Raw genomic sequence first — 22,404 nt, 5'->3', positions numbered from 1 at the left:
TGTTTATCGGCACTTAAGCCGTTTAAAATACTAATTCTGTTTTGGGTTGATACTATGTTTTCACTCTAGAAAGAGTGATTAAGCGGACTTCTTCGCGCTCTTCTGGGGTCAGCCCTTCAGTTCGTTCTTTTGCTATTAAGTAGTCAAAACGTTCGTCGAGTGCGCTGTTAAATAGATGGTTTAAGGCATCTATAAAAGTATTTTCCGCTATCTCCTCTATTTCTATATCGTTCCACGTTGCGAGTTTTTCAAGCTGTTTCGCAAATTTATTATCACGATAACGCTCTAGCAACTGCCCAGTTGACATTCCGGGGGTGGAACGGCAGACATCGACCAATTCCTGAAATAGAGAAAGCCCCGGCATTTGAATATGGGCAATTCCCTCTAATGAGGGAACAAGTTCCGAAAAGTTCGGATTCTGTACCAACAGCGCGATAAGTATTCGCATTGTGGTTGGTTTTAATTTGGGCGCCTGATAGTTAACTTGTTCTGTGCTCTCTCTATCAATCATAGCAAGAACTTGAGAAATATCCGGTATACCAATAAAATTTCCTAGCTCTTGTGCCATATAAAGGCGCAGTGTTTCACCAGGTATTTGTTTAATCAAAGGGATAGCCAGTTTACTAAATTTTGCTTTCCCTTCTTGTGTTTTTAAATCTACCTGTGGCACAAGTGAATCAAATAAAAAAGCAGAAAGGGTTTGAGCATCTTTCATACGTTGCTCAAAAGCGTCTTTGCCTTCTTTTCGTACTAATGAATCTGGGTCTTCACCGTCGGGTAAAAACATAAAACGCAATTGACGGCCGTCAGTCAGATAAGGCAGTGCTGTTTCAAGTGCTCGCCATGCCGCTTCTCGGCCAGCGCGGTCTCCATCATAACAGCAAATAACCGTATCTGTTGAACGATAAAGTAACTGAATATGTTCTGAGGTTGTTGATGTGCCAAGTGAAGCAACCGCATAGCGGATATCGTACTGAGCAAGTGCAACAACGTCCATATAGCCTTCAACTACCAGTAATTTTGATAATTCATTACTGTTTTGTGTTGCTTCATAGAGGCCAAATAACTGACGGCCTTTATGGAAAATATCTGTTTCGGGGGAGTTTAAGTATTTAGGGAGAGCATCTCCTAATACGCGCCCACCGAAGGCAATCACACGACCGCGCCTATCCCGAATTGGGAACATGACACGCTCTCTAAAGCGGTCATAGACTCGGCCATTATCATTTGTCACTAACATGCCTGCATCATCAAGCTGTTTACGACTTTCTGGGTTTACAGCGAATTTTTTGAGCAAATTGTCCCAGCCCGCAGGGGCGAAACCAATTGAAAAATGCTCAATAATTTCGGCACTTAAACCACGTTGGCTTAAATAATCTTTCGCTTTATTAGCTGAAGAATGACTTAAGGCAGCACAGTAAAATTGATTAATTTTTTCCATCAACTGATATAAATTTTGTCGTTGATGAAGTTCTATTTGGCTTGAACCCGTTCCTTTTTCGTAAGGAACATCAAGGCCATGTAGTGCAGATAATTCTTCAATGGCTTCAACAAAATCGAGTTTGTCATAGTTCATTAAAAAATCGATAGCGTTGCCATGAGCACCACAACCAAAACAGTAATAAAATTGTCTTTCACCATTTACGGTAAAAGAAGGTGTTTTTTCATTATGGAACGGACAACAAGCGTGATGGTTTTTACCCTGTTTTTTTAACGGGACTTTTGCATCGACTAAATCAATGATGTCGGTTCTTGCTAACAAGTCATTGATAAATGAACGCGGAATTCGTCCAGCCATAAGCCTCTTTTTCGCCTGTTGATGAACGATAATAAGCCGCGCTTCCTTTAGGAAAGCACGGCCTTTAACTGCTTAGCTATGTACTACTACAAAAACTGGAGTGACTACAAGAGAAACTAAAGTTTTGTATTAGCTATCGTCTACAATGAATGCGGCTTTCACCGCAAACAATTAATACAGACGAGTACGGCGTGCGTTTTCGCGAGCCAGTTTCTTAGCGTGACGCTTTACAGCTGATGCTTTAGCGCGTTTACGTTCAGTCGTTGGTTTTTCATAGAATTCACGACGACGAACTTCAGCTAAAACACCTGCTTTCTCACAGGAACGTTTGAAACGACGCAGTGCAACGTCGAATGGCTCGTTTTCACGTACTTTAATTACCGGCATGTGCCTCTCACCTCAATAGAAATCGGTTTGTTGCTGGTACTGATTCACCAGCCTTCATTTAAAATGGTGCGGAATTTTACTTCAATGAGTACGGGTTTGTAAAGTGCCGTATAAAATTGAATCACACAAGATTACCTGATTTGCAGTTCATTTGATGAAAAAGCAAACAAAACCAGATAATAATGAGAATTAGCCACACGAAATTTTTATTACAGGGGACTGATTATAGACTATACAGTCAGGAAAGTCAGCCTTTTGACAACATTAATTACGCGATTGAACGAAAATAGTGATAGACTTGCGGTTATGCAATAAACAAGGGTAGTGCAATGCGTGTTTTAGGTATCGAAACCTCTTGCGATGAAACTGGTATCGCAATCTATGATGATGAGCATGGCTTATTAGCCAATCAATTATACAGCCAAATTAAAGTTCATGCAGACTACGGTGGTGTCGTGCCTGAATTGGCTTCACGCGATCATATTCGTAAAACAGTGCCGTTAATTCAAGCAGCGTTGAAAGAAGCCAATTTAACAAGTCAAGACATCGACGCTGTAGCCTATACTGCAGGGCCAGGTTTGGTTGGGGCTTTAATGGTTGGTGCAACAGTAGGGCGTTCATTAGCTTTTGCCTGGAACGTTCCCGCCGTGGCCGTTCACCATATGGAAGGCCATTTATTGGCACCGATGTTAGAAGAGAAAAGCCCTGAATTTCCTTTTGTCGCGTTACTGGTTTCTGGTGGGCATACTCAGCTTATCAGTGTGACCGGAATTGGTGAGTATGAGCTGCTAGGCGAATCCATCGATGACGCAGCAGGCGAAGCGTTTGATAAAACAGCAAAACTATTAGGTTTAGACTACCCAGGTGGCCCAGTGTTATCTCGCATGGCGGAGCAGGGTACTGCGGGTCGTTTTGTGTTTCCTCGCCCAATGACCGACAGACCAGGGCTGGATTTCAGCTTCTCTGGGCTAAAAACCTTTGCAGCCAATACCATCCGTGAAAATGCGGATGACGACCAAACTCGTGCGGATATTGCGAGAGCCTTTGAGGATGCCGTGGTCGATACTCTGGCAATTAAATGCAAACGCGCTTTAGAACAAACAGGTTTTAAACGTTTGGTGATGGCGGGGGGGGTTAGTGCTAATCGCGCACTTAGAGCTAAAATGGAAGATGTTCTCAAGCAGCGTGGCGGTGAAGTTTTTTATGCTCGCCCTGAATTTTGTACGGATAACGGCGCAATGATCGCGCTGGCGGGGCTTATTCGCCTTAAAGGTGGAACCACTACAGGGCTTGGGGTGACGGTTCGCCCACGTTGGCCTTTGGCAGAATTGCCCCCGCTAGAAAAATAGTGTTGTTGGTGTATCTCTATTTTTGTAAAAGGGCTGGGATGACAGCCCTTTTGTTATTCAGTTAAGTACTAATGTAAAATAACGACCGCATCTTCCAGCCGGCTTGACCGTTCTTTTACCATTTTCGATGTCTCTGTGCTTTGTTCTACCAGTAATGTGCTTTGTTGTGTGATGGTTTCGAGCTCACTGACTGCTTGGGTAATATCGGCTATCCCTGCCGCTTGTTCAGAGGTTGCTTGGCTAATATGGGTGATCAATTGCGTGACGTTTTGTATTTGGTCAACAATCTCCTTCATGGTATCCCCTGCCGTATGGACTTGATTTTTCCCTGAATTGACTTTCTTTTCACAATCATTAATTAATTCACGAATATCATTTACTGCACTTGCACTACGGCTTGCTAGGCTACGAACCTCATTTGCGACAACGGCAAAGCCTTTGCCTTGTTCACCTGCACGTGCGGCTTCTACCGCGGCATTTAACGCGAGTATATTGGTTTGAAATGCGATGTCTTTAATCACGTCAGTGATGGAGTTAATTTTGCTGGTGCTACTGACAATTTCATCCATGGTATCCACAACGGCTTCCATCATGGCGCCCCCATTCACTGCTGTTTTGCTCGTTGTATTCGAAAGTTGGTCAACTTGAATCGTGTTATCAGCATTCATTTTTACGGAAACGGCCATTTGGTTCATTGTTGCAACGGTTTGTTGCATATAGCCGACGGTTTGTTGAGTGTGAGTGTCTAATTCATGACAATCGGAGACTAAAGATTCACTGCCTTTGCGAACGTTATCAACTTGTTCGGAGACATCTTTGATTAACCAACGGCAGATTAGCCCAAGTTGCCCGATAGAACGTAATATTAAGCCAATTTCATCTGTGCGTTGCATATGGTTAACGCTATGTCGATTTCCTCGTGCAATACCAAGTGCCTGTTTGGTCATGTTTTCCAGTGGAGTTGCTAGCATTTTTTCAAGTATCACATCACCGACCAATAGTATGATAAATGTACAGGCACTCATCAGCAGTAGAGGCACGCTTGGCTGCAAAATAAAGCTAGCCGTAATGAGCCAAAGGATAAATAACAGACTCATGATGAGTCGGATACGTGAACGTGTTGAATATGTTGAGAAGTGAAATGGTAATTTTTTAGAAAGCACAATCCCCTTGAAAATTTTTTGTTGGCTTTTATTTTCATTCATTGCTGCATAGAGTGGTTCTACCGTTGCAATTTCTTGGCGTGTTGCTCGAGTACGAATGGACATATAGCCTGTAATAACGCCTTTGCGTTCCACTGGGACAATATTAGCTCGAACCCAGTAGTGGTCACCATTTTTCCGACGATTTTTCACAATGCCAGTCCAGGGTTCTCCTTTTTTAAGTGTTGCCCACATGTCGGCAAAAGCTTCTTTGGGCATATCTGGATGGCGGATAATATTGTGTGGACGTGTTAATAATTCATCTAATTCATAACCACTAACCTGCACAAAGAAATCATTAGCGTGAACAATGTTTCCTTGTAGATCGCTGGTTGTCATTAATGTGATGTTTTCATCTAACACATATTCATTTTGAGTGATATAAGGGGTTCTGCTCATTATAAATACCATTATTATAGTTTAATTTTCCTTTTATATAGTCGACAGCTTTTAAATATTCCTTAGTAATAAATTTGCAATAATTTAACTTTTTTTTAAAAGTGTGCGCTAGTTATGGCAAAAATGTAACGTAGCACAAATTACTACTAGTACAGTTTTAAGGAGGGATATCACGCTGTTGTTATCAATGAGGATTTTTGGGAAATTTTAAACAAGGCAAGTAACATAAAAAAAGAGCTGAAATCAGCTCTTCTTAGAGAAAATCAAATGTCACCATTAGTCATCGAGTTCTTGTTCTTTAGCTTCTTGGGCTATTTCTTTATTGGTTTTTCGTTTTTTATTTTTCAGCTTTTGCCAAATACGACTTTCTTGACCACGCCAAAGGCGTTGTATATTACCGTGATGGCGAACTAACACTAAACAAGATAGCATAGCGACCGGAAAGGTGAATTCAGGTTTAAACCACCAAACATAAAAGGGAGCAAGTAAGGCGCTGACAATCGCTCCTAGTGACGAATAACCACTAAGTAACACCGTCAGTAACCATGTTCCTGCGACTAAACCAGAAAGATCCCAACCAATAGCGGCAATTGAACCAAATGCGGTTGCTACCCCTTTTCCGCCTTTGAAACGAAAGAAAATGGGATATATGTGCCCAAGACAAGCTGCAATTGCAACAAAGCCAAGATAGAATGGTTGCACATTTAAATAATAAGCAAGCCAAACTGGGATCATCCCTTTTAATACGTCACAAATGAGTACTCCGGCAGCGGCTGCTTTACCGCCTACACGTAATACGTTAGTTGCACCAGGGTTACCAGAGCCGTGTTGACGGGGGTCGGGTAGTCTCGCCAAACGGCAGATCAGTATCGCACTCGAAACTGAGCCGCAAAGATAGGCGAAGATTATCATGCCAAGCGCGGTTGCACTCATAGCTAGCTCCAAAAACGGTTAAGGCCATAAATTCACTTCAGTCTTGGATAATACGCATATTTTTGCTGAAGTGGTATCAATTCAGTACATAAATGAGAAAATGACGTGATGGATATCGTATTTATTGAGCAATTATCAGTCATCACCACGATTGGTGTATATGACTGGGAACAAGATATTGAACAGAAATTGGTGCTCGATATCGAAATGGGATGGGATAACAAACGCGCGTCTATGAGCGATAATGTTGAACATTGCTTAGATTATGCCAAAGTTAGCCAAGCTATCCTTGCTCATGTTGGGAATAATAAATTTGGTTTAGTTGAACGTGTTGCCGAAGAAGTTGCACAATTATTGCTAACACAGTTTGATAGCCCATGGGTTCGCATTAAAGTGGCTAAACCGGGGGCAGTAGCACGCGCTAAACAAGTTGGGGTTGTTATCGAAAGAGGCACGAAAACCGCTTAAATGTTGTCTGGCGGTGTTTAACCGCCAGTTTTGTATCTATTAGGCAACGACAACTATGATTTTTTGTCGCTGTTGCCAATTGCCGACCGCTTCTATACGTTGTCGAGTGAGTTCTTGACGAATTTCAGGGCCTTTAAACCCTTGCTCAACAATAGGTTTGACTTCAACAGCTTGCGCAATAGCAAAAGCTTGCCTGAAATATACCCCTTGTGGGTACGGCTGTTGTTCAAGACCTAACCGACCTCTGGCATCCGCTTCACTGATTAAACTTAGTTGTTCAACACGTTCTGGTTTACGCCAACTATCAAGTCCATCAAAAATCGCAATTAGATCATTAGCATGTAATTTATTGATAACATGGATTTTATCATGATATCGTGCCGCTAGACGAGCTAAGTCACGAGCCGTGGTTGGTACTTTTAATCTTACACAGAGTGTTTCTATTAATGGAATACCTGCTTCACCATGGTTTGGATGGCTTGGCCAAATATCGGGTGGTGTTAGAGCCTTGCCTAAATCATGGCACAATGCGGCAAAGCGAATATCCACATCCTTAGATAAGCGGGAAATCACTTTCATTACCATTAGAGTGTGGATACCTGTATCAATTTCAGGGTGCCATTTTTCAGGGGCAGGAACGCCAAATAGCGCATCAATTTCAGGAAAAAGTACAGCTAAAGCACCGCATTGGCGTAAGACATCAAAATACACCTGTGGGGAATTTGATTTCAGCGCTTTTTCTGTTTCGGTCCAAACTCGCTCGGCGGTGAGATGAGATAATTCCCCTGTAGCGGCCATCGTTTGCATCAAGGCGAGTGTTTCTGGTGCGATAGTAAAACCATGCTCAAAGTAGCGAGCGGCAAAACGAGCAACCCGTAAAACCCGTAAAGGGTCTTCAGAAAATGCATCGGAAACATGGCGTAAAATACGCTTATCGAGATCAATGACACCGTGGAATGGATCAATAATTTCACCTGACTCATCTTGAGCTATCGCATTAATCGTCAAATCACGACGCAGTAAGTCATCTTCGATAGTGACATCCGGTGCGCTATAGCAGCTAAAACCGGTATAGCCTGCACCAATTTTACGTTCTGTTCGGGCTAAAGCGTATTCTTCATGGGTTTTTGGGTGCAAGAAAACAGGAAAATCTTTTCCGACTTGTTGAAAACCTTGCGATAGCATTGCCTCGGGGGTTGCGCCAACCACCACGTAGTCTCTGTCTGAAATAGGCAGCCCAAGCAGTTGGTCACGTACTGCTCCACCCACGAGATATACTTTCATTCGAATGGCCTCAATTACATCCAGCCGTCATTACGTTTTTTACGACGTGGAATAATGTGCGGTAAAATTAGGCCTAAAATTAAGCCAACACCAGCAACACCACCACCATACATAAACCATTGTAAGATCAATTCGCGACGGCGATCGTCTAAGTTAACTTCTGCAATTTCGAGTTTCTTACCTGACTTGATCAACTCGTTTTTTAATTTTTCATTTTCAGCCTTCAGTTGGCTGACGATATTGTCATTATCAGCGACTTTTTGCTGCATATCAGCCGTTCGTGTATTCCACGTGCTGTCAATATTGTCGAGCTGTTGGCGTAATTTTTGGTTCTCAGCTTCAAGTTCTGGAATTCGGGTTTTCATACTTGGCGTATTGCTGAGTTGGTCAACAGGTAACCAGACCGTTCTGCCTTTTTCATCACGGACTTGTGCGAACTTGTTATCTGTGGAGAGCAATTCAACCGCTTCCCCTGCATTGAGCGTACCTACAATACGATATTTTGTGCCAGGTCCACTATGAACGTATGTGGATAAATCATCTGACACATAACGTTTTTCTGCTGCGTGTGAATTTAAGGAAAGGCCTAGCCCCATGATTGAAATTAATAATAATGGAATTTTTCGCATGGTATTTACAGTCTTTTGATGGTGAGTGAGTTTTATATTATTTGAATATTAATGAGTAAAGTGTATGGGTGCAAACCCTAAACGCAGATGTCTCTACACTCTAAAGGAGAATGAGAACTATCCTAACTGTCTAAATTACCCTTATTTTTACTCTATTTTCAATATAACTCACTGAAAGAAATATGACAGGTAGAATTTTTGATTACCATACAGTTTCTTTTCTCAGCTTAGCTCGATTGGGGTAATATGAGTGAAGTGAAATAATTAAATAAGGATATGTATGAGCCACGTAGAGGTTGAACTCAAACTTGCTGCTAAGAGTTCCGCAATAGAGGCTGTACGACAGTGTTTATCGACATTGTCTCACCAATACAGTGAGCCGACAAAGTTAACTAATATCTACTTTGATACGGCAAACAAGCAGTTACGTCAGTGGGATATGGGCTTACGCATCCGAGGTTGTGATGGGCGTTATGAAATGACCATGAAAACAGCTGGGCAGGCGATTGGTGGTTTACACCAACGGCCTGAATATAATGTTGACATTGATTCGCCAGAACTTGATTTGGCGGCATTACCCGCTGAAATTTGGCCCGAAGGAACTGATATTTCTCAGCTTCAGTCTGAATTAAATATCCTCTTTAGCACCAATTTTACCCGTGAAAAATGGTTAGTAACTTTTGAAGATAGCGAAATAGAAGTAGTTTTTGACCAAGGCGAAATTTCCTCAGGCGCAAAGGATTTGCCTATTCAAGAGTTTGAATTAGAGCTTAAAAAAGGCTTTATTGCTGATGTACTTAATTTAGCAAAGAAATTTGCAGATATCGATGGTCTGCATTTGTCATCACTTAGCAAAGCTGCGCGCGGATATTCATTGTTATCGCCGCTAAAAGAACCATTAACTCGCCCAGATTCGTTGTTTGACTATGAAGAGCAACCTCTCGAAAAGTCATTAACTCATATGCAATTACTTTGCCAGCAGCATGAAGCTTATTGGTTAGCCAATGGCAGCAATGCACGCCAAGGCTTTAGTGAATTTTTACGCTTTGTTCAGGCATTTTTAGTCCATTACCAAAATTCAGCGCCTCACTTTATTCATGACACTCCGCTAGAGCAATTACGTTCGGATATTGCCAATGAAGCGGTTAGTGCTGAGGATTTTTGCTATAGCAGCCAGTGGTTAAAATGTAAATTAGCCTTTATCCAATGGTTAAGTGCTTTAACCTATCAAGAAGCCCATTAAGGTACTGATAACATGCATGCTTTTCCTGAATTATTGCAAAGCCAAGGTGAACGCGTTTTAAGACAATTAGCAGAACAAGCGAATGAATTATTACCGTTAAATGAACAAGAAATTCAAGTGCTTACCTTTAGTGATTTTGTGTTAAAGCAGGTATTGGCACATTCACGGTTTTTACTTGAAATTCGCGCTCAACCACCCAAAGCCGATGAATGGAAAAGTTATGCGTCATGGTTAGCTCAAGACTTGTTATCTGTTAGCAACGAAGATCACTTGATGCAAGTGTTACGCTCATTTCGTCATCATATGTTAGTGCGCTGCGCCTGGATGCAAGTACTGGAAATAAGCACGCAAAAAGAAACGATTTATCAGCTCAGTGTATTGGCAGAAACCTTGGTTGTTGCGGCGCGAGACTGGTTGTATCAAGAATATCGTCAGTCATGGGGAACGCCTTGTAATGCAGAAGGCAAGCCTCAGCCGCTATTGATTTTAGGAATGGGGAAATTAGGGGGCAGAGAGCTCAATTTTTCTTCAGATATTGATCTGATTTTTGCATACCCAGAAAATGGAGTTACTCAAGGTGGCAGAAAAGAGTTAGATAACGCGCAATTTTTTACCCGTTTAGGGCAAAAATTAATTCGCGTACTCGACCAAGTGACTGAGTATGGTTTTGTCTATCGGGTCGATATGCGTTTGCGGCCATTTGGTGATAGCGGGCCGCTGGTTTTTAGCTTTTCCGCGCTTGAGGATTATTACCAAGAACAAGGGCGTGATTGGGAACGCTATGCGATGGTTAAAGCTCGTATTATGGGCGCTGATAGCCTCCATTATGAGGAGTGTTTACGAAAACTTTTGCGTCCTTTCGTTTATCGCCGCTATATTGACTTTAGCGTGATCCAATCCTTACGCAATATGAAAAATATGATTGAGCGGGAGGTTCGGCGCCGTGGTTTGGTCAATAACATCAAATTAGGGGCTGGAGGTATTCGTGAAGTTGAATTTGTTTCACAGGTTTTCCAGTTAATTAGAGGGGGACGGGAACCTGTTTTACAGTCACAATCCTTATTTTCAACGCTACAAGGTATCCGAGAGCTCGCATTATTAACCGAAGATCAAGTTAATATTCTGCAAAATAGCTACCTTTTCTTGCGTAGAGCCGAAAATTTACTGCAAAGTATTGATGACCAACAGACACAAACGCTCCCTGAAGAGGCTTTAAACCAAGCGCGTTTAGCGTGGGGAATGGGTTTTGCTGATTGGCCTGCATTTTATCAGGTTTTGAATCAGAAAATGTCGGCAGTGCATCAAATATTTACTGAGCAAATAGGCCAGGAAGATGACACCGAGAACACTGATGCATTTGATGAAATCTACATCACATTATGGCAAAGTGAATTGTCAAAAGAAGAATTAGCCACCTATTTGCCGTCTAAAAATGAAGAGATTGCACAACGTATTATCCACGGCATAGTGATGTTCCGTCATGACCTCAATAAACGCACAATTGGCCCTCGTGGACGGGATGTACTTGATGAATTAATGCCTAAATTATTGGCAAAAGTCGGTGAGCGCGATGATGCAGGGCAAGTCATTGAACGTATCACACCACTGTTATTGAGCATTGTTAGCCGCACAACTTACCTCGAGTTAATGCTTGAATTTGACGAGGTTTTGACGCACGTTATTCGCCTATGTGCGGCTTCACCAATGATAGCAGAGCAGTTAGCCCGTCACCCATTGTTACTTGATGAGTTGCTCGACCCTCAATCGTTATACCAACCTCTACCACTAACCGCTTACCGTGATGAATTGCGCCAATATTTAATGCGCGTTCCTGAAGATGACGAAGAACAACAACTGGAAGCATTACGTCAATTCAAACAAGCCCAGTTATTGCGTATCGCTGCTGAAGATATTTCAGGTGTTTTACCCGTAATGAAAGTTAGTGATCATCTGACTTACCTTGCAGAGGCGATTATTGATGCGGTGGTACACCAAGCATGGCAAAAAATGGTAAAACGTTATGGTGAGCCAGCACATCTAGCGCAAAGTGACAAAAAACAATATGGGTTTGCGGTATTAGGTTATGGAAAGCTAGGCGGCTGGGAATTGGGTTATGGCTCTGACTTAGATCTCGTTTTTCTTTTCGATTGCCCTTTAGATGTGGTTACCAATGGCGAACGCTCCATTGATGCACGCCAATTTTACTTACGTGTTGCTCAGCGTATTATCCATTTGTTTAGTACTCGAACACCTTCAGGCGTGTTGTATGAAGTTGATGCGCGGCTCAGGCCTTCCGGTGAGTCAGGAATGTTAGTCAGTACGATACAATCATTTGATGATTACCAAAAAAATGATGCTTGGACATGGGAGCATCAAGCGCTCATACGAGCCCGAATGGTATTTGGTGATGAGGATTTACAACGGCAATTTATACAGACTCGCCACGAAACTCTGTGTATGCCAAGAGACCCTCACACCTTGCAGCAGCAAGTGCGTGATATGCGCTTGAAAATGCATCAGCACTTAGGAAGCCATCAAGCCAATGAGTTCGATTTAAAAGCCGATCCCGGTGGGATCACTGATATTGAATTTATCGCACAATACTTAGTTTTGCGTTTTGCCACAAAAAATAATGTGTTAACGCGTTGGTCCGATAATGTGCGTATTTTCGAGCTGATGGCGCAATATGGCTTTATGCCAGAAGATGAAGCAAATGCCTTAACTCAAGCGTATGTTACGATGCGTAATGAACTTCATCACTTAGCATTACAATCATTGCCAAGCCGTGTTGAAATGACCCAATTTACTCAACAACGTGAACAAGTTTTAGCGAGTTGGCAAAAATGGCTTGAGGAATAAGGAATAAACGCATTTTATTTAGCTAAATAGCGCAATATGCTAGTATTGTTGCTAATTATTATCAGATTTCCTTTTTAAAACTGGAGTGCAGGATGAAAGTAACTCTTCCGGATTATAAACAAGCCGGTGTGCTGGTGGTTGGTGATGTTATGTTAGACCGTTATTGGCATGGTCCTGCAAACCGTATTTCGCCAGAGGCCCCTGTTCCGGTCGTTAAAGTCACGATGGTAGAAGAGCGTCCCGGTGGTGCGGCTAACGTCGCGATGAACATTGCCTCGTTAGGGGCAAATTCACGTCTTGTCGGGTTAACTGGGATTGATGACGCGGCAAAAGCACTGACTGAAAACTTAAATGCGGTGCAGGTGCGTTGTGATTTTGTCGCTATTCCAACCCATCCAACGATTACTAAATTACGTGTACTTTCACGTAATCAGCAACTTATCCGTCTTGATTTTGAAGAAGGTTTTGACAATGTTGATGTCGCACCTGTGTTGGAACGCATTGAACAGGCGTTACCTCATATTGGTGCTCTGGTGTTATCTGATTACGCGAAAGGGGCGTTAACTCATGTCGAGAAGATGATAGCGCTTGCCAACAAGGCCAATGTTCCCGTCTTGATTGACCCGAAAGGCAACAATTTCGAACGTTACCGCGGGGCAACATTACTAACGCCAAACATGTCTGAGTTTGAAGCGATTGTTGGGCCATGTAAAAACAATCAAGACGTTGAAGAAAAAGGCATGAAGCTGCTTCAGTCATTGGAGCTTAAAGCACTGTTAATTACGCGCTCAGAACAAGGTATGAGCTTAATTCGTCGCGATGAAGCACCATTGCATTTACCGACTCAGGCGCAAGAAGTGTTTGACGTAACAGGAGCCGGGGACACCGTAATCGGCGTACTTGCAGCGTCTATTGCATCTGGCCGCCCATTACATGAATCTTGCGCATTGGCTAATGCCGCAGCAGGCGTGGTCGTGGGTAAATTAGGAACCTCCACGGTTTCGCCAATTGAATTGGAAAATGCCATTCGTGGCCGTGCTGACACCGGGTTTGGTGTGATGAGCGAAAGCGAATTGAAACAAGCCGTTGCGAATGCAAGACAGCGCGGTGAGCGTGTGGTGATGACGAATGGTTGTTTTGATATTCTTCATGCAGGGCATGTGTCGTATTTAGCCAATGCACGTAAATTGGGAGACCGTCTGATTGTAGCTGTAAATAGCGATGCATCGACACGCCGCTTAAAAGGTGAAACACGCCCAGTCAACCCATTAGAACAACGCATGACCGTTTTAGGTGCTTTGGGGGCAGTGGATTGGGTTGTGGCTTTTGAAGAAGACACTCCGCAACGCTTAATCGCAGAAGTGCTGCCAGACATCTTAGTTAAAGGGGGGGATTACCGCCCTGAAGAGATAGCGGGCAGTGCGGAAGTGTGGGCCGCGGGAGGCGAGGTCAAAGTCCTTAACTTTGAAGATGGTATTTCCACAACGAATATTATTAAAAATATTATGAAAACGAGTTAATTTATCATTATTAATTAATTAGTTAGTTAAAAACCTCACGTGGGTATGTAAAAACGCCGTGAGGTTTTTATTTATCTAAAATTAAAGAGGTGTCACTTTTTCAATTTAATTACTCAGCTGTCTTTTCTTCTACATTTAAATGGGCTTCAAGTGCGCTAACGCGTTGTTCCATTTTCGCTAATTTTTCGCGGGTACGTAATAAAACTTGAGTTTGAATATCAAATTCTTCACGGCTGACTAAGTCTAATTTACCGAGCTGTGATTGTAACAGTGAACGCAGTTTTTTATCAAAATCTTCACCTAAATCACGTACGCCTTGCGGTAAAGCGCCTTGAATTTGGCGGGCAACTTGTTCAATTTTTTTCGGATCGAGCATTCGCGGGTCCTTCAGTTAATCAAGATATTATTAAGCGTAGTGTAATACCTCTTTTCGCCTTGTGCTAGCTCGAATTAGTTAGCAAAAAGGCCTCGTTGTATTATCTGTGACGAGAGCAGCTTGCTATTCGTCTAAGGTAGTAAAATTAACCGTGATAACTCTAAGTTTTTATTCATGTTTTTTGACTAAAAGTGTGAGTCATTCGCCAATTTTGATTATCATCGTTGCGAACTTGAATTATTGGCGTTATATTAATTGCGTATATCTCAGGGCGGGGTGAAAGTCCCCACCGGCGGTAAACATGCATCACGCATGAAGCCCGCGAGCGCTTTACCATTTTGTGGTAAAGGTCAGCAGACCCAGTGTGAATCTGGGGCCGACGGTTATAGTCCGGATGGGAGAGAATTAACAGTATCTGCATGTTTGTGCTGTTATGCACAATAGTGTTCTGCATACCTGAATAGGTAAATGCCTGTTGTTGGCTATTTATATATTCACCATTTCTCGTATTCCTAAGACTGCCTTGATTCTGGTAACTAGTTAATAACTATTTAAGAGGTTTTTTACCATGGATCATTCGCTACTTTCTGTATTCGGTAATCCTATCGAGCGTGTTGAAAATGCTATCGAGGCTTTACGCCAAGGTAAGGGTGTTCTTGTTCTTGATGATGAAGATCGTGAGAACGAAGGCGATTTAATTTTTGCTGCAGAAACCATGACTGCGGAACAAATGGCATTTACCATTCGTTATAGCAGTGGGATCGTATGTCTTTGTATCACTGAAGAACGTCGCAAGCAGCTCGAATTACCAATGATGGTGGAAAATAACACCAGCCAAAACCAAACTGGCTTTACGGTAACCATCGAAGCGGCAAAAGGCGTGACTACGGGGGTTTCTGCGGCGGATCGTATCACCACTATTCGTGCTGCTATTGCTGATAATGCAGTTCCTGCTGACCTAAATCACCCTGGCCATGTTTTCCCATTGCGTGGACGTGATGGTGGGGTATTAGCGCGTCGTGGACACACTGAAGCATCTATTGACCTTGCAACTCTAGCGGGTTTCAAACCTGCTGGTGTGTTGTGTGAGTTGACTAATGATGATGGCTCTATGGCTCGCACCCCAGAAGTGGCAGCATTTGGTAAGCAGCATGGTTTGACGGTTGTGACAATTGAAGATTTAGTGCAGTACCGTCTTCAGGTCGAGAAGAAAGCGAGCTGATCCTCATAATATTTTGAGGAAGAGCTCTAGATAGAGATTTTGATAAGTTTAAATATTAATAGGCTAAAATAAGCTAATTTATTTAAATTATTGATAGTACGTTAAGCATATAGAATGTTATTAAGGCCACTGAGTTGCACACCTCGTGGCCTTTTCAATTTTTTTGATGATCATACTCATAATTAGCCCACTGTGTTTTTGACAGGAAAGCGTATGCTGTAGGAAGAAACTAATTGAGTTGGAGTTGAAATCATCATGTCGCTAAATACTTCAGTGGTAAAAAATAAGATCCCTGCCATTTTTATTGGTCATGGTAGCCCCATGAACGCGATTGAGGATAATCCTTATACTCAAACGTGGGAGAAACTTGGTAAAGCTTTACCTCGGCCAAGTGCAATTTTAGTGATTTCAGCCCACTGGTATACGCGTGGAACCGCAGTTACTTCGATGTTAAAACCGAAAACGATTCATGATTTTGGTGGGTTTCCTGAAGCCTTGTACCAAATCGAATATCCTGCCCCTGGTTCTCCTGAATTAGCTCAGCAAGTTGCCTCATTATTAGCCCCTGAGCCAATTTACCTTGATGAACAAGAGTGGGGATTAGACCATGGCACGTGGGAAATTTTGGTACGTATGTATCCAGAAGCCGATATCCCCGTAATCCAATTGAGTATCGATGGTAGCAAGCCTGCTATTTGGCACTATGACCTTGGAAAAAAACTATCCGTTCTAAGGGATGAAGGTGTATTGATTATGGGGAGTGGCAATGTTGTACACAATTTACGAGCGATGAATTGGCAAAATTCCCATGCTGAGCCATACCCGTGGGCAATATCTTTTGAGAAATTTGTGTATGACAATCTGAAAAGCCATGAAACGCCACATCCACTAGCTAGCGGATTGGAACGGGAGGATGGCAAATTGTCGAACCCATCACCAGAACATTACTTGCCTATTTTACCTATTTTAGGCACTTGGGATGGTCAAGAAGAGATTAGTACACCGATTGAAGGAATTGTGTCAGCATCGTTAAGTATGTTGTCTATTCAGGTAGGATAAATTTTTCTGCGATAGCTTTGTTTCATAAAAAAGCCCAAATCATATTGCTATGTTTGGGCTTCATTTTTAGCTTTAAGTATGATTAGTCGATGATCGTATGTGGGTAAAAACGTGATAAATCTTGAGTGATCAATTCTTTATCTTCACGAATACAGATCCCCGCAGGTTGATCATTCACCAACCAGCTTCCGACTAAGGTGTAATTACCTTCAAATTGTGGAAGTGGGTGGAACTGTTGAATAATCATGCCTTCTTCGCCGTATGGGCCATCCGCGGCTGCAATTTCTTTACCGTTTTCGATAATACGGATATTAGCACCTTCGCGAGAGAATAGGGGCTTAATAACGTATTTTTCGAGTTCTGGTTGGGTTTTGCCATCTGCAAAATAAGCAGGCAGTAAATTTGGGTGATCTGGGAACATTTCCCATAACATTGGCAATAAAGCTTTATTAGAAATGATGCTCTTCCATGCAGGTTCTAACCAGCGTACACCAGCATCTTGCAATTTAGTCGAGAAAATTTCTCTTAGCATAAATTCCCACGGATATAGCTTGAACAGGTTACTAATCACCTGATCTTGTGTATCCGAAAATTCACCTTTTTCACCTAGACCAATTTCATCGATATATAAGAATTCAGTGGCAATACCGGCTTCATTTGCACAGTCTTGTAAATATTGAACGGTACCGCGATCTTCTTCTGTATCACGGCAACAAGACATATGCAACAAACGGAAACCATACTGATCTTTTAATTGCGTAAAGCGCTCGATCAATTGCTCTTGAATGCTATTAAATTGATCGGCGTTTTCAGGGAGTTTTCCTGCTTCAATTTGATCTTCTAGCCAGATCCATTGGAAAAATGCAGACTCATATAATGAGGTTGGAGTATCCGCATTATTTTCCAATAGCTTAGGTGGGTTAATACCATCGTAAGCGAGGTCAAGCCTGGAATATAAAGAAGGTTGTTCGCTTTTCCATGAACTGCGAACAAATTCCCAGCAATGCTTAGGGATCTGAAAACGTGCCATTAGCTCATCGCTTTCAACAACACGTTCAACCACTTTTAGGCACATTTGATGCAACTGCTCGGTTGCATCTTCGATTTCTTCAATCTGTGCCATAGTGAATTGGTAATACGCATCTTCTGACCAGTAAGGCTCACCATACATAGTATGAAATTCAAAGCCAAATTCAGAGGCTTTTTCGCGCCAGTTTGGGCGCTCTACTATAGGAACTCGTTTCATTACTTATCAACCACCCATCGAACGGGAAGAAGAGGTTGATTTTGCAGAAGAAGATGAACGTTGTGCCATCGCTTGTTTATTTACGGTGTCACCAAAACCACCACGGGTAACGGTTGAAGTTGTTGGTGGTTTAGGTGCCATGGCTGTTTTCGGTACGCTCATTGAACGACCACCTGCAACTGCAGGGCCATAGCTTTTACCTGATGCATCCACAAACTTACCGTTGGCTGGGCTAGCTGGGTTTTTTGAGCTGAATAATGGTTGTGATGCAGCGCTACCGCCCATCATACGGCCCATCATATAACCCATCATTAATGGCATCCACATGCTACCACCGCTGCTTTGTGCTTGGGCCGTTTGTTCACCATTGGTTGAACTATTGCCTGCAAGACCTGCTTGAGCTGGAGCTTGAGTACACATTGATTCACCAAACTCAGCAATGCAGTCAGCTTGAGTTTCATATTTAGGTGCAGTTTTAGCCGCTTCTTGTAGAGCATTATTGTAGGCGATGGTGCACTGTTCTGCTTGCGATGGGTTCGCTTGGCTACAATCTTGCGCATTGGTGTACAGTGATACGGTTTCATCGCTTTCTTCACAAGCGGAAAGCATAAATACAGCACTGACCGCAACAGCCACAGGTGCTAAACGGTATGAACGCCAAGACTTACGGAAGGCGCTCTGGTTAATATTTTTGGTACGCTTCATGGTCATGGTAATTACCCTGAATTAAATTAAGTAAGATGTTTTTAGATGTTAGCTCTAGGATAGGGGATAAACGCTGAAAATTAAAGCAGAAATATAGGAGAAATGAGCTGAATTTATCATTTTGATAACTTTCTGCTATTTTTCCCTAATTAGCATGGCGTTTCTTGAAGAGAAAATAATATTTTTATTTTATATCAATATATTAGATGTAGGTTGTTTTTTGCTCTAATGCGTAGTAATAAGAGTGAGAATTCACTGAATTTGTGCACGTGGCTAATGAAAAGGCGTTATAAACGGTTTAATTAGTACAAATTAGCAATTCTAAGTAGTTTGCAGGATTACCCTCAAAAAATAACCCGCTATGTAAGCGGGTCATTATGTCATTTTCACATGAGCTAAATATTTTAGTTCATTTTTGGCGCATTGGTATTACGGATAATACTACTTGCAGAGGTTGAAATCTCTTTACCTAAATTCGCATTCAGGCGTGCAATATCGTCTTCGTTCAATGTGCCGCGAGCAAATTCGATATTCAGTTGGTTAATCATGTAGTCATAACGCGCATTAGACAGATTCTGCTTCGCTTGGTATAGCGCTGTTGTTGCTGTCAATACGTCAACAATGGTACGTGTTCCTACTTGGTAGCCTGCTTCCATCGCATCTAATGAGCTTTGTGCGGAAACAACAACTTGTTTGTAAGCATTAATACTACTGATTGACGATGCTACGTTATTAAATGATGAGCGAACTAACTGAACCACATTGCGATAAACGCTTTCTAGTTGCTCACTAGCACCTTGGAAACCATATTGTGCTTGTTCGACCTGAGAACTTACTGCACCACCACTATACAGTGGAATGCTTAAATTTAAGCCAATGCTATTTTGGCCGTTGTAGCTATTGCTCGCACTACCGCCATATGGAGTATTATAACCACTGCCGTGTTGGTAACTATTTGTGACTGATGTTGAGGCATCAAGGCTAACCGTTGGCATGTGACCTGTTTCCGCTAAACGGATGTTTTCACGAGAAACGTCTTGTGCTAAACGTGCGCTTAACAGGCTGAGGTTACGCTCTTCCGCTTCTTTTAAGATAGCGTTGATATCGCCCAGTTCATTGGTTTTAAAACGGTCGATATTTAAAGAGGCAAGTTGGTTATAGTACACGCCGCTGACTTGACGCAATTTTTCAATCGCATTTTCTAACTCGTTACGGCCTGCAACTTCTTGTGCTATAACGCTATCATAGTTTGCACGGGCGTTTTGCACGTCAGTAATAGCAACAAGACCAACGTTAAAGCGTTGTGTCACTTGGTCTAATTGGCGATAAACAGCTTCTTTATTCGCTTCAATATAAGATAACGCGTCAATCGCTTTTAATACGTTAAAATACGCAATTGCAGTATCTAAAATTAATTGCTGCTGACTTGTTTGGTAAGTGACATCAGAAATACCCGCTGTTTTTTCTTGGATAGTTAATTGACGCCATTTAGACATATCAAACACAACTTGGGTTAGTTTCAGTGAAGCATTTAAACCTGTGCTTTCAGTGTTTCTTGCATCACGGTAACCGCTTCCGTAGCTAGCTCCTGCACCTAAACCTAATTGTGGCAATAATGGGCTACGAGATTCATTAATTTTTTCAAAAGCTTGATTACGTTCTGCTAATGATTTTCTTAACTCAGGGTTACTTTCTTTGGATTTTTGGTAAACCTGTAGTAAATCTTCTGCGTAGCTATTGGTACTGAGACCCACAAAACTCATCGAAATTAAAAGGGGAAGCAGTTTCTTCATTTTGATTCCTTGATTAAACAGCAAATTAAGTTGAGTCTGTTGCCTAAAACGTACCATGCCTAACTAGGCGATAGATATTAAATTATCCGTTTTAGAGACAGTTATTAAAAACAGACACTACGTTGCTCTTAGATTTGAATAATGGCGCTTATTGTAACAGAGTATCACTTCTATTAACGGTAGCCTTTTGTGCCATTTTGTCTCAATTTATTAAACATTACCTCATCTGAGGTTAAAAAACCTTAAAAACTGTTTTAATCCACAATTATTTCCTTAAGATGGAATAATTGGGTTTGGAGAATGCAATGACAAAACAAATAAAGCAGCCAATTAAATATGGCAAGAATGATGTTGAAATTATATCCAAGCGTAAATTATTTAACGGTTTTTTTCAAATGGTTGAATATCAATTTCGACATCGCCTTTTCGCGGGCGGATGGAGTAAAGAAATTCGCCGTGAAGTTTTTGAACGTGGTCACGCAGGTGTGGTTTTACCCTATGACCCGAAAACGAATAGTGTTGTTTTAATTGAACAAATTCGGTTACCTGCGATCGAAACTAGCGAAACACCTTGGCTGCTTGAAGCAGTTGCTGGAATGATTGAGCCAAACGAATCGCCCGAAGAGGTTATTCGTCGTGAAGCCGTTGAGGAAGCTGGGCTTATTATTGGTCGTACTGAAAAAGCAGTAAGTTATCTTTCTAGCCCGGGTGGTACGACTGAACGTATGCATGTATTTATCGGTGAAGTCGATAGCAGCCAAGCGAAAGGGGTGCATGGGCTAGCGTCAGAAAATGAAGATATTTGTGTGCATGTGGTTAGCCGAGAACAAGCTTATCAATGGGTTGAAGATGGCACAATTGATAATGCAGCAACCGTTATTGCTATTCAGTGGTTACAGCTCAACCAGCAAAAACTTTATGAAAAGTGGATGAAACAGTTTTAAATAACGATTAATCTGGTGAAGTGTGTGCTGATTATCAGAAAGTTAGAAAGTAAAGTTTTAAGATAGTTATAAGTGTGTTTAGCTTTTATATAGTTTTAATGAATAGATTAGGTACTAAATAATATTTAAGGAAAGGAATACTTTTGGACAGCCAGCTTGAAGTGACTGCGAAGAACTCTAAAATTGTGAGAATTTTACAGGTTACTGATACGCATCTTTTTGCTAATACAGAAAATACGCTTTTAGGGGTAAATACTTACCGTAGCTATCAGGCGGTACTTGATGCTATCACAGAGCAAAATCTTCCAATTGATTTAATTGTTGCGACAGGGGATCTGGTTCAAGACCAATCACCACAAGCTTATCAGCATTTTGCGGATGGTATTGCGCGTATTCCTGCCCCTTGTGTATGGCTTCCTGGTAATCATGATTACCCACCTGCTATGGTAGAAACACTGCGAGTTGCTGGGATTTCAAGTGCTAAACAAATTTTAATTGGCGATGAATGGCAAATTCTGATGCTTGATAGCCAACTTCAAGATGTACCTCATGGTGAGCTTTCTGAACAACAATTGGAATGGATGAAAGCCAGCTTAGATGCTGAACCTGAACGTACCACATTGATTATGCTGCATCACCATCCTCTAGCTTCGGGTTGTACTTGGCTTGATCAGCACAGTTTGAGAAATTCACATATTTTAGCTGACTACTTAAAAAACTACCCAAATGTTAAAGCGATGCTATGTGGCCATATTCACCAAGAAATGGATGAAAACTGGCACGGGATTCGGTTATTAGCTACGCCTTCTACTTGCGTACAATTTAAACCTCACTGTACTAATTTTGCCCTTGATACTGTCGCGCCGGGTTGGCGATATTTAGAATTAAGCATTAATGAGCAAAGTCAAAGGCATATTACAACCCACGTTCACCGTTTAGACACAAGAGAGTTTAGCCCTGACCTTGACTCTGACGGTTATTAATTCGC

General features: G+C 41.9%; 19 protein-coding genes and 1 riboswitch. Of the genes, 9 read left to right on the top strand and 10 right to left on the bottom strand.

Annotated features, from left to right (window positions below; genetic code table 11):
• Positions 1-52: 52 nt before the first annotated feature.
• Together dnaG and rpsU are read right to left on the bottom strand one after the other, a co-directional pair.
• Positions 53-1,798 (bottom strand): DNA primase, encoded by a 1,746-nt coding sequence (gene dnaG / locus P3L37_RS15285; RefSeq protein WP_004908557.1) that lies wholly within the window; start codon positions 1,796-1,798, stop codon positions 53-55.
• Between the two features lie 171 nt (positions 1,799-1,969).
• Positions 1,970-2,185 carry a 30S ribosomal protein S21 gene (gene rpsU / locus P3L37_RS15280; RefSeq protein WP_001144069.1) on the bottom strand — a complete coding sequence of 72 codons (216 nt, stop codon included), beginning with the start codon at positions 2,183-2,185 and terminating at the stop codon, positions 1,970-1,972.
• A 329-nt stretch (positions 2,186-2,514) separates the two neighbouring features.
• Between rpsU and tsaD the strand changes: the two genes are divergently transcribed.
• A complete protein-coding gene (gene tsaD, locus P3L37_RS15275; RefSeq protein WP_004908561.1) occupies positions 2,515-3,534 on the top strand; it encodes a tRNA (adenosine(37)-N6)-threonylcarbamoyltransferase complex transferase subunit TsaD in 1,020 nt (339 codons plus the stop codon).
• A gap of 68 nt (positions 3,535-3,602) precedes the next feature.
• Here tsaD and P3L37_RS15270 read toward each other — a convergent pair whose 3' ends face one another.
• Positions 3,603-5,135 carry a methyl-accepting chemotaxis protein gene (locus P3L37_RS15270; protein ID WP_109911771.1) on the bottom strand — a complete coding sequence of 511 codons (1,533 nt, stop codon included), beginning with the start codon at positions 5,133-5,135 and terminating at the stop codon, positions 3,603-3,605.
• 276 nt (positions 5,136-5,411) lie between these two features.
• Entirely contained in the window at positions 5,412-6,068 is a 657-nt protein-coding gene (gene plsY / locus P3L37_RS15265) for a glycerol-3-phosphate 1-O-acyltransferase PlsY (RefSeq protein ID WP_004908566.1), read from the bottom strand.
• Positions 6,069-6,176: 108 nt separating this feature from the next.
• On the opposite strand from plsY, the gene folB reads away from it, so the two are divergent.
• Complete coding sequence (folB, locus tag P3L37_RS15260; RefSeq protein WP_004908569.1) at positions 6,177-6,536, top strand: bifunctional dihydroneopterin aldolase/7,8-dihydroneopterin epimerase; 360 nt, start codon at positions 6,177-6,179, stop codon at positions 6,534-6,536.
• Between the two features lie 39 nt (positions 6,537-6,575).
• Here folB and P3L37_RS15255 read toward each other — a convergent pair whose 3' ends face one another.
• Together P3L37_RS15255 and P3L37_RS15250 are read right to left on the bottom strand one after the other, a co-directional pair.
• Positions 6,576-7,820 carry a multifunctional CCA addition/repair protein gene (locus P3L37_RS15255; protein WP_004908571.1) on the bottom strand — a complete coding sequence of 415 codons (1,245 nt, stop codon included), beginning with the start codon at positions 7,818-7,820 and terminating at the stop codon, positions 6,576-6,578.
• 14 nt (positions 7,821-7,834) lie between these two features.
• Entirely contained in the window at positions 7,835-8,449 is a 615-nt protein-coding gene (locus tag P3L37_RS15250) for a TIGR04211 family SH3 domain-containing protein (protein WP_036958005.1), read from the bottom strand.
• A 280-nt stretch (positions 8,450-8,729) separates the two neighbouring features.
• Between P3L37_RS15250 and P3L37_RS15245 the strand changes: the two genes are divergently transcribed.
• The 3 genes from P3L37_RS15245 (at position 8,730) to hldE (ending at position 14,071) form a co-directional block, all read left to right on the top strand.
• On the top strand, positions 8,730-9,692 hold the full coding sequence (locus P3L37_RS15245; protein WP_117162530.1) for an inorganic triphosphatase: 963 nt from the start codon (positions 8,730-8,732) through the stop codon (positions 9,690-9,692).
• Between the two features lie 12 nt (positions 9,693-9,704).
• On the top strand, positions 9,705-12,551 hold the full coding sequence (glnE, locus tag P3L37_RS15240) for a bifunctional [glutamate--ammonia ligase]-adenylyl-L-tyrosine phosphorylase/[glutamate--ammonia-ligase] adenylyltransferase (protein ID WP_109911773.1): 2,847 nt from the start codon (positions 9,705-9,707) through the stop codon (positions 12,549-12,551).
• Positions 12,552-12,643: 92 nt separating this feature from the next.
• Positions 12,644-14,071 (top strand): bifunctional D-glycero-beta-D-manno-heptose-7-phosphate kinase/D-glycero-beta-D-manno-heptose 1-phosphate adenylyltransferase HldE, encoded by a 1,428-nt coding sequence (gene hldE, locus P3L37_RS15235; RefSeq protein WP_004908578.1) that lies wholly within the window; start codon positions 12,644-12,646, stop codon positions 14,069-14,071.
• A gap of 109 nt (positions 14,072-14,180) precedes the next feature.
• Here the strand turns inward: hldE and ubiK are convergent, their stop codons facing one another.
• A complete protein-coding gene (gene ubiK, locus P3L37_RS15230) occupies positions 14,181-14,447 on the bottom strand; it encodes a ubiquinone biosynthesis accessory factor UbiK (RefSeq protein WP_004257742.1) in 267 nt (88 codons plus the stop codon).
• A 258-nt stretch (positions 14,448-14,705) separates the two neighbouring features.
• Positions 14,706-14,857, top strand: a riboswitch (FMN riboswitch).
• A gap of 158 nt (positions 14,858-15,015) precedes the next feature.
• On the opposite strand from ubiK, the gene ribB reads away from it, so the two are divergent.
• Together ribB and ygiD are read left to right on the top strand one after the other, a co-directional pair.
• Positions 15,016-15,669 carry a 3,4-dihydroxy-2-butanone-4-phosphate synthase gene (gene ribB / locus P3L37_RS15225; RefSeq protein WP_004908582.1) on the top strand — a complete coding sequence of 218 codons (654 nt, stop codon included), beginning with the start codon at positions 15,016-15,018 and terminating at the stop codon, positions 15,667-15,669.
• A 255-nt stretch (positions 15,670-15,924) separates the two neighbouring features.
• Positions 15,925-16,728, top strand: coding sequence for a 4,5-DOPA dioxygenase extradiol (gene ygiD, locus P3L37_RS15220; protein WP_004908585.1), 804 nt, complete (start codon positions 15,925-15,927; stop codon positions 16,726-16,728).
• Positions 16,729-16,810: 82 nt separating this feature from the next.
• Here ygiD and P3L37_RS15215 read toward each other — a convergent pair whose 3' ends face one another.
• From P3L37_RS15215 to tolC, 3 genes are all read right to left on the bottom strand, one after another.
• Positions 16,811-17,974, bottom strand: coding sequence for a glutathionylspermidine synthase family protein (locus tag P3L37_RS15215; protein ID WP_004908587.1), 1,164 nt, complete (start codon positions 17,972-17,974; stop codon positions 16,811-16,813).
• A 6-nt stretch (positions 17,975-17,980) separates the two neighbouring features.
• On the bottom strand, positions 17,981-18,685 hold the full coding sequence (locus P3L37_RS15210; RefSeq protein WP_109911775.1) for a DUF1190 family protein: 705 nt from the start codon (positions 18,683-18,685) through the stop codon (positions 17,981-17,983).
• Positions 18,686-19,083: 398 nt separating this feature from the next.
• Positions 19,084-20,472 (bottom strand): outer membrane channel protein TolC, encoded by a 1,389-nt coding sequence (tolC, locus tag P3L37_RS15205; RefSeq protein WP_042851530.1) that lies wholly within the window; start codon positions 20,470-20,472, stop codon positions 19,084-19,086.
• Positions 20,473-20,777: 305 nt separating this feature from the next.
• On the opposite strand from tolC, the gene nudF reads away from it, so the two are divergent.
• Together nudF and cpdA are read left to right on the top strand one after the other, a co-directional pair.
• Entirely contained in the window at positions 20,778-21,416 is a 639-nt protein-coding gene (nudF, locus tag P3L37_RS15200; RefSeq protein ID WP_004908597.1) for an ADP-ribose diphosphatase, read from the top strand.
• 143 nt (positions 21,417-21,559) lie between these two features.
• Positions 21,560-22,399 (top strand): 3',5'-cyclic-AMP phosphodiesterase, encoded by an 840-nt coding sequence (gene cpdA, locus P3L37_RS15195; RefSeq protein WP_109911776.1) that lies wholly within the window; start codon positions 21,560-21,562, stop codon positions 22,397-22,399.
• Positions 22,400-22,404 lie beyond the last annotated feature (5 nt).

It is taken from the genome of Providencia sp. PROV114, assembly GCF_032704305.1.
In the GTDB taxonomy this organism is placed as follows: domain Bacteria; phylum Pseudomonadota; class Gammaproteobacteria; order Enterobacterales; family Enterobacteriaceae; genus Providencia; species Providencia rettgeri.
The sequence above is the reverse complement of the archived record's forward strand: the minus strand, read 5'-3'. Positions and strand labels throughout refer to the sequence as shown.